Annotated in this window: 10 protein-coding genes; 3 read left to right on the top strand and 7 right to left on the bottom strand. The window is 38.0% G+C overall.

The genetic code is table 11. The annotated features are described in order from the left end of the window. From AC1DG9_RS19500 to AC1DG9_RS19530, 7 genes are all read right to left on the bottom strand, one after another. The coding region (locus tag AC1DG9_RS19500) for a VOC family protein (RefSeq protein WP_477635073.1) at window positions 1-392 on the bottom strand (392 nt) is incomplete at its 3' end. A 47-nt stretch (window positions 393-439) separates the two neighbouring features. Next, window positions 440-892 carry a helix-turn-helix domain-containing protein gene (locus AC1DG9_RS19505; RefSeq protein ID WP_172660240.1) on the bottom strand — a complete coding sequence of 151 codons (453 nt, stop codon included), beginning with the start codon at window positions 890-892 and terminating at the stop codon, window positions 440-442. Continuing rightward, window positions 889-1,707: a sulfurtransferase gene (locus AC1DG9_RS19510; protein WP_337716893.1), complete on the bottom strand. Its 819-nt coding sequence runs from the start codon at window positions 1,705-1,707 to the stop codon at window positions 889-891. Before AC1DG9_RS19510 ends, AC1DG9_RS19505 begins: the two co-directional genes overlap by 4 nt. Window positions 1,708-1,735: 28 nt before the next feature. Beyond that, complete coding sequence (locus tag AC1DG9_RS19515; protein ID WP_477635074.1) at window positions 1,736-3,061, bottom strand: HAMP domain-containing sensor histidine kinase; 1,326 nt, start codon at window positions 3,059-3,061, stop codon at window positions 1,736-1,738. Between the two features lie 2 nt (window positions 3,062-3,063). Continuing rightward, window positions 3,064-3,738 carry a response regulator transcription factor gene (locus AC1DG9_RS19520; protein ID WP_172660237.1) on the bottom strand — a complete coding sequence of 225 codons (675 nt, stop codon included), beginning with the start codon at window positions 3,736-3,738 and terminating at the stop codon, window positions 3,064-3,066. 14 nt (window positions 3,739-3,752) lie between these two features. Next, window positions 3,753-4,622, bottom strand: a complete 870-nt coding sequence (locus AC1DG9_RS19525) for a hypothetical protein (RefSeq protein WP_337716888.1) — start codon at window positions 4,620-4,622, stop codon at window positions 3,753-3,755. A gap of 5 nt (window positions 4,623-4,627) precedes the next feature. Further along, window positions 4,628-4,903 carry a hypothetical protein gene (locus tag AC1DG9_RS19530; protein WP_172660235.1) on the bottom strand — a complete coding sequence of 92 codons (276 nt, stop codon included), beginning with the start codon at window positions 4,901-4,903 and terminating at the stop codon, window positions 4,628-4,630. 254 nt (window positions 4,904-5,157) lie between these two features. Between AC1DG9_RS19530 and AC1DG9_RS19535 the strand changes: the two genes are divergently transcribed. The 3 genes from AC1DG9_RS19535 to AC1DG9_RS19545 all read left to right on the top strand — a co-directional run. Next, window positions 5,158-5,943, top strand: coding sequence for a DUF4382 domain-containing protein (locus tag AC1DG9_RS19535; RefSeq protein WP_477635075.1), 786 nt, complete (start codon window positions 5,158-5,160; stop codon window positions 5,941-5,943). 42 nt (window positions 5,944-5,985) lie between these two features. Then, window positions 5,986-6,507, top strand: coding sequence for a hypothetical protein (locus tag AC1DG9_RS19540; protein ID WP_172660233.1), 522 nt, complete (start codon window positions 5,986-5,988; stop codon window positions 6,505-6,507). 167 nt (window positions 6,508-6,674) lie between these two features. After that, window positions 6,675-8,165 (top strand): hypothetical protein (locus AC1DG9_RS19545; RefSeq protein WP_477635076.1); only part of this gene is annotated, 1,491 nt, incomplete at its 3' end.

Here is an 8,165-nt window from a genome sequence, read left to right on the forward strand (position 1 = left end):
GAAAAATAGTTACCAGAATCATCTTTAAATAATGCATCTGTTCCGTAAAACTCTTTGGTTGGCGGTTTTATAAATTCAACACCCTTGGCTTTAAGCTCCTCGTAAGTAGCATGAATATCTTTGCAAGTTAAAACCCCACAGCCAAATATCCCTTTTTTGATAAGGTCTATTAGGTTTTCCGCTATTTCTTTGGGAAACATTTTGCTTACTGTAACCGGAAACAATACCAATTGCAGGTCGGGCTGCTCGGGAGGCGAAACGGTAAGCCAACGGGTTCCCTGCCCCATTGGAAAATCGTCTACYAGTTTGAACCCCAATTTGTTTACATAGAAGTCATAGGCACTATCCTGGTCTATAACATGAATGTTTGTAATGGTCATTTTTGTAATCATGGCTATTTGCTTTAGATGTTAAACTCATTACAAACTTGAGCAATAAATCAAATATCAGTTTCTTCAAAATTGCTATTTTCGAGCCAACCATGTTGGTAGGCATAACAACCCGGCACAAAGGCAAGAGGTGTTAAACTGATCTTCTTTTGGTTTTCTTGGTGGTGTTTCAGATAAGTTGACGGGGATTTTCCGACGACCTTTGAGAATAGTCCGCTGAATGAAGAAAGGCTATCGAAGCCCACTAAAAAGCAGGCCTCAGAAACAGGAGTATCTTTTTTGAGTAGTTCTTTTGCCTTTTCAATTCTCACATATTTTAAATACTGATGGGGTGTTTTTCCGTAAGCAGATTTGAACAGTCGAATAAAATGAAATTTTGAAAAATAGGCCTCGTTAGAAATATTATTGAGGTCTATTTTGTCGGCATAGTTGTTATCGATGAATAGTTTTGCCTGAACTATTCTTCTGTATAAATAAACCTTCGGATATTGCTCGGTTGTCATTTGATTTTATTCCTGCTCCACTCACTCCAACTGCCCACATACAACTTCGGGATTTCTAAACCCGCATAGTCCATTGCTAAAAGCGTATGACAAGCCGTTACGCCAGAACCACAATGCACAATCACATTTTCCGTTTTATAATCGGCTAAAGCTTTTGAATATTTCTCTTTTAGTATTTCAGGTGCTAAAAAATCCCCGTTAGCATCCAGATTCTCAGTAAAAGGAATATTTATTGCGCCAGGAATATGGCCCGCAATTAAATCAATTGGTTCTGTTAATCCTGCATAACGATTAGCATCGCGAACATCAATAACTGCATGATTATCACTGTTACCAGCAACTTCTACCTCATCTATTTCTGCTAATGGTAACTGCCATTCGGTGATCTGATAAGGCTCTGCTGTTTTGGGAGTTGGAATCTCAGAACTAACAGCAAATCCCGCTTTAACAGCAGCATCATAACCGCCATTTAAAACCTGAACTTTTTGGTGTCCTATTGACTTTAACATCCACCAGAATCTGGCAGCAGCATTAGCGCCATTCTTATCGTCGTAAACAATTACATGGCTATCTTTTGTAACCCCGTATTTTGCTAAAACTTCAGAAAAATGTTCAAACGTAGGTAAAGGGTGCCTGCCTCCAACAGCGAAATCCTTAATATCGGCCAGATCTGTATTTAGATCAAGATAAAAGGCACCATCTAAGTGCTGTTCATCATATCTGGCTTTCGATCCGGCGCTAACATCAAATAAAATAAAATCGTTTTTACCTGGTAAAATCAATTCCTGTGGCTGTATTATAGAAGATAATTTCATGGTATTTAAAAACATGAATATATGAAAACTATCCCAACATTACCTGTGGAAAAGTAATTGTAAAGGTTGATCCCTGCTTAACTGCAGATGCAACCTTAATATCAATATTATGATATAATGCAATACTTTTAACTATTGAAAGGCCAAGTCCATAACCCACGTTTTCAGATAAATTGGCCTTCCTGAACCGATCGAAAATAAAGTCAATATCTTCACTTGCAATGCCAATACCCGTATCCTTAATGAAAATCTGATAGTCGCCTTGTTTGTTAAAAGCATCGGTAACCATCACGCTCCCACCTTCAACATTGTATTTAATTGCATTATTTATAAGGTTGTAGAACAACTGAAAAAGCAGATCGTGGTTAACATTTTTTAGTGTAACCTTCTCTTTAATATGTATAGAAAAAGTAAGGCCTTTGTCCTCTAACCTGTGACTAATCTCTTCTTTTATGTCTTCCAGTAAATCTGTAAGTTTTACAGATGCCAATTTTACAAACTGATCGTTCTCAATTCTTGAAATGAACAGCAATGAGGAAGATATTTTCTTTAATCGGTCCAGCGTTTTCATCATTCCCACAATGCGCATTGCCACATCTTCAGTGATCTGGTCATCAGCAAGCAGGTTTTCCATCTTGTTTTGGAGGATGCTTATCGGAGTCATCAGCTCATGAGAAGCATTGGCTGTAAACTCTCGCTCCTTTTCAAAGTCGACATTGATCTGATCCATCAAACTGATGAGCGACTCATCTAAATATTTAAAGTCCTGTGTGGTGGTTTTTACAGGTTTACTTTGATCTTTAAAAGGAAACTTTCGGTTTAGCAGTTTGCTTTCTATGATTTTGCCAAGCGGTCTTATCAATACCCGGGTAAAAATAAGGTCTATTACAATAGTTAAAGCGATTAGCCCCATCAGAACATATAAGGCTATGCGCTGCAAAGGCTTGTTATATTGATTGATGCTACCTACAGTTTTCCCGATCTCCAGCAGATAGTTTTTGTTTTTGGCCTTAAAAGTATGGTTAAGTACGCGGTAACTCAATGTATCCCCCTCCACAATACGTTCTACTGTTTTTATGGTGTCAATAAGTAGCTCTGGTGCAGCGGGCTCAATGGCAACATATTCCTCTTTAAGCATAGTATAACYTCCATAGCTGTCATCGCCCTGCAGATAATAATCTATACCATCTTTCTGCACCTTATCTAATGCTTTCTTCTGCTGATCTCTTAATGAATAATTGGTATATTCTGACGCAATACTTGCTACCAAAAAGGGCATAGAAAGTATAAATAACAGCACAACTGCAAGTTTAGAACCGGTAATGAAGTAAATAAGCTTTGCAGATAGTTTCACGTCTATTTCTTTATTCTATAGCCCACACCTCGTACTGTCTCTAGCCAGTCGGTAGGTGCCCATAAATTTAATTTTTTTCTGATGTTTTTTATGTGTGCATCAATGTAATTCGAATCATAGTCATCGTCGGCAAAGGTGCCCCAAATATGCTCGCTCAGCTGCATTCTTGTTAAAACGCGGTTTTTGTGTAGAAACAGATAGCTTAACAAATCGTATTCCTTACGCGACAGTTCAATTTGTTCTTCTTTGTATTGAACAAGGCGCTTTTGAAGATCAATGCTAAATTCTCCAAGTGGGATTGCTTCTTCTTTTACATTAAATTTACGACGGGCAATTGCCTGCATTCTTGATTGAAGCTCTAGCAACGAAAAAGGTTTAGCAAGGTAATCATCAGCCCCAAGATCTAATCCTGTTATCCTATCTTCCAGGTTGCCTCTGGCAGTTAAAATAATATATGCAGCTTCTGGATTGTGCTTTTTTGCTTTTGGAAGCAGCGACAGTCCATCGCCATCCGGCAAACCAAGGTCAAGCAGAATAAAGTCGTAACTGTTTACTTCAATTTTTTCTAATCCTTGTGCTACAGTATGCGCCAGATCGCACAAGTAAAATGCCTTTTTTAAAAAGGTTTCCATTTCGTAAGCAAGTGTTTTTTCGTCTTCAACTATGAGTACTTTCATTTGTGCAATTGAAATTAAAATTGATAATAAAGACCAAGGCTAATAAAAGATTGCTGCCTTTTAGCTTCAGTAATGGCATTTGCACCTAAAATAGAAAACTGATAGCTGACCTCGGCCATATAACTTGACCTACTATAACTCAATGGTATTTTAAAATTGTACGACAAAAGTTCAAAACTTGTTGCCGGCAAAGTAGTGGTTATTGTACTATTGCCATTTCCGTTTCCATTTCCATTACTATTACCGTTGCCATTTCCGTTGCCATTACCATTATTCTTTTTATTCTTCTGCTCCGTATAAGTTTTAAGAAAGTGCTGTGTACCTGCCACTATTTCTATCGAAGGTTCTATGGATAATAGATCTTCCTTACTAAATAGCGTACCTAGTTCTATTAGTTTTGAATTTGTTAATCCTGCAAACACATCGCTTTCTTGTCCAAAAGCATAGTCGGCAGATAAAGAACTCTTAAACCATGGCCAATTGTAATCGGCTGTTACATTTAGATTATTCTCATTAGATGCTTGTAATAATGGAGAACTTTTTGGGTAGAATGATCTGCTATAACCTACGCCGGCAGTAAATCTTTCGTTAAAATCATGATCATAACCAACTCCTAAATCTGTTTCAGAAATACCAGATCCAACACTTAAAAGTTTATATGCACCTGCAGAAAAATATAGACCAACAGGCAATCTTACTGTCGCATTGGCCAATACATAAGGCAGCTTTTCGGCCGTTGTTTGTCCATAGTAACTCACGTTATTGCTATATATAGCGGCCAAAGTTATTGTAGTTTTTTTTGTGTCGGCAGAGTCGATGTCTTTTTGAGCCTTAACTTTTATACTTAGCAAGCAAATAATTACACTAAGGGATAGTAATTTCATACAGGCTAGTGTTTTTTAATTTTGGGGCGACTTACTTTGATGGGTTTAACATCTGGCCTCCCCTTGGGCTTAACAACCTCAGGTTTTGGTTGTCTTCTTGATTTTGGCACTTCCTTAACCTCTTGCTTTTGCCTGTCTCCTTTAGAACGATCTGCTTGTTCAGATTTACCTTTTTTTTTCTGATTATAAGATTTCAGAGATGAGGTTCCCAAAGTATTTGATACTGCAGGCGAAACAAGTAAACAGATGGCTATTGTTACAGTTAATAAGTGTCTGACCATTGTTTGTAAATATATCGAAATGCTCATCATGTAAATATAAAGAAAGTTTACCTCTTTCGAGGCAAACTTTCAACCCCTCCTAAAACATATTCATGTTCATCTGCGCCACTCAATATCTATAACAAAGGTTGTTAGCTAACATGAAATTCAGATGAAATTTCAAAAGAATTAAATTATTTTTTGAATTTCATGTTGTTTTCATGTTCAGAGTTGAGCTTTGAGTTATTAATTGAAGAATTTAAAACTCTACTACTATGAAAAACAAAACAATTTATGCAACCCTGATGGTATTGGTTATTGCAATAGCATCACTTATAGGTTGTAAAAAAGACAGTCAGGCTTCTGGCACTACTAAGGTAGAGATCAGGATGACTGATGCTCCGGGAGATTTTGACGCTATCAATTTAAATGTAAAGCAAGTAATTCTGCTTTCGGGCGGTAAACCTTACACCTTTGAGGTTGATCATGGAATATTCAACATTCTTGATTTTCGAATTGGCACCAGTAATCCTGATATCTTAGTGGCCTCTGGCGATATGCCATCTGGCGAGATCACTGAGATCAGACTCGTGCTTTATGACAACAATACCATCGTTGTTGATGGCCAGGTACAAGATTTAAAAACACCTAGTGCACAAAGCTCTGGATGGAAAGTAAAACTTACAGAAAATCCTGAATTGTTGCCAGGGGTTACTTATTCTCTGCTTCTTGACTTTGATGCARCTAAATCTATTGTTGCAACTGGAAATGGAAAATATATACTTAAACCTGTTGTTAGAGGTGTTACCGTTGCAACATCTGGTTTAATTTCTGGTGTAGTATTACCACTAACAAGTCACCCGGAAGTTTTGGTTATCGCCGGAACTGATACCGTTGGAACTGTAACAAATGCTACAGGTATGTTTACTGTTGGAGGGTTAGCCACAGGAAACTATACTGTAAAAATATTACCTGTTGAGGGTTTTGCAGAAACTACTATTCCTAATGTTTCTGTCACAGCTGGTCAGAATACCAGTATTGGTACCATTAATTTACAATAAACATTATTACCATTTTTTAACACACACTTAAAACATTTGGTTATGAAAAAGCTATTATTTTTAACATTACTTGCGGCAATTGGGCTTTTGCCTAACAAGTCAGATGCTCAGGTTAGCCTTAGCGTAAACATTGGTTCTCAGCCCGCATGGGGCCCTTCAGGCTATGATCATGCTGATTATTATTATATGCCTGATATTGAGAGTTACTATTATGTTCCTACCAGACAGTTTATTTACCTGAGTAATGGGAACTGGACTTTCTCTGCGGGCCTACCTCCAAGATACAGAGATTACGATTTATACCATGGATATAAGGTGGTTATTAATTCACCTGAGCCATATCGCTATTATAGAGACCATAGGGTAAGATATGCGAGATACAGATCATACCGTTCTCAACCGGTTCGTTACAGCCGTCAGGTGCGCTATGTAGATAGAGGTTATGACAGACACGATTCTTATAAGTATAAAAAATACAAAGGCAACGACAGAGGCTGGAAGGGTGATCGTGGAAGAGGACACGGAAACGGTCATGGCAATGGTCATGGGCATGGAAAACATTAGAGTTACATTTTTTAGTTAAAAGGCTTTGAACCGGATGGTTCAGGGCCTTTTTTGTTTCAACATGCCAACTCGGTTGATTATTGTGCCAAGTACAGAGAGTAAAAATCCCTCAATTATTGCTCAATTGCATGTGTACAACTGACAATAAGCACCAGTAATATTAAAAAATGAGCAGCAACAAAAACATACTAAAGGCATTCTATCTTATTCTGATAAGCTCTTGTCTGTTTATCTACCCCATTATCATTTCCTTTAAAAAGGACGGCACTTTTTGGAAGTCAAAATTTCTTACCGTAAATAAGGATGGCAGCATTACTTATATCCCCGATGAAAATGGAAATACCATTCCTGATTTCAGTAATGTTGGCTATCATCATGGATTAATAGAAATACCTGATATAAAAGTAGTTAAAAACCTTAATCCGGTACAGGGTGATGCAGGAAAGGCAATTCAGCAGGCTATTGACGAAGTTGCGGCTTTAGCACCCGATAGAAATGGATATAGAGGGGCTATCCTACTTAAGAAAGGGAGCTATCCCATTTCCGGAAGCATTTCTATACAAACAAGTGGTATCATTTTACGCGGAGAGGGCGGTGTTACAAAGCTTATTGCAACCGGAAAAGGACAAAGATCTCTAATTAAAGTAAGTGGAAAGGGAAAGGTTATTGAAGTAAAAAACAGCAGGGTAGAAATTGTTGATGACTATGTACCAACAGGTGCTAAATCTTTCAATATAGCATCATCAGAAGGCTTAAAAAAAGGCGATCGTATAATAGTTTTCAGACCAGGAACGGAAGCATGGATTCATGACTTAAAGATGGATCAGATTATTGCCAGAGATGGTACAAAGCAATGGACAGCACAAGAATACAACCTTAGTTATGAGCGACAAATAACGGCTATTAACGGCAATAAGATTTCTATAGACAACCCGATTGTAATGTCTATGGATAAAAAATACGGTGGTGGTGAGGTATTCAAATATCAGTATGCAGGCAGATTAGCCGAAAACGGAATAGAAAACATGCGTTTTGAATCGGAATTTGTTGGTGATGTTGATGAAGACCATGCCTGGGTTGCAGTTGAATTTGATCATATCGAAAATGGATGGGTAAGGAATGTGAGTTCTTACTATTTTGGCAACTCCTGCGTGAGTCTTAGACCAGGTGCTAAAAACATAACAGTAACTGATTCTAAGTGCTTTGATGCAAAATCTATCATTACAGGTGGCAGAAGATATTCTTTTAATAATGAAGGTCAGCAAAACCTTTTTCAGAATCTCGAAACTACTGAAGGACGCCATGATTATGTTACAGGCGCCCGCGTTAATGGACCGAATGTTTTTTACAACTGCAAATCCAGAAAAACACATGCCGATATTGGACCACACCACAGGTGGGCTTCAGGAACATTATACGATAATATAGATACCGATGGAGAAATTAATGTGCAGGATCGTGGCAACTGGGGCAGCGGACATGGTTGGTCGGGTGTAACTCAGGTATTATGGAACTGCAAGGTATCAGGCGCAGCAGTACAAAACCCATGGGTTTCTGGAAAAAACTATGCAATAGGTTTACGAGGCAAAAAACTAAAAGGTCGCTTGGATGGTAAAGAAAGTGGAGAATGGGAAGGTCTAAACCAATCAGATTTGGAG

It is taken from the genome of Pedobacter sp. 05L430 (genome assembly GCF_056397585.1).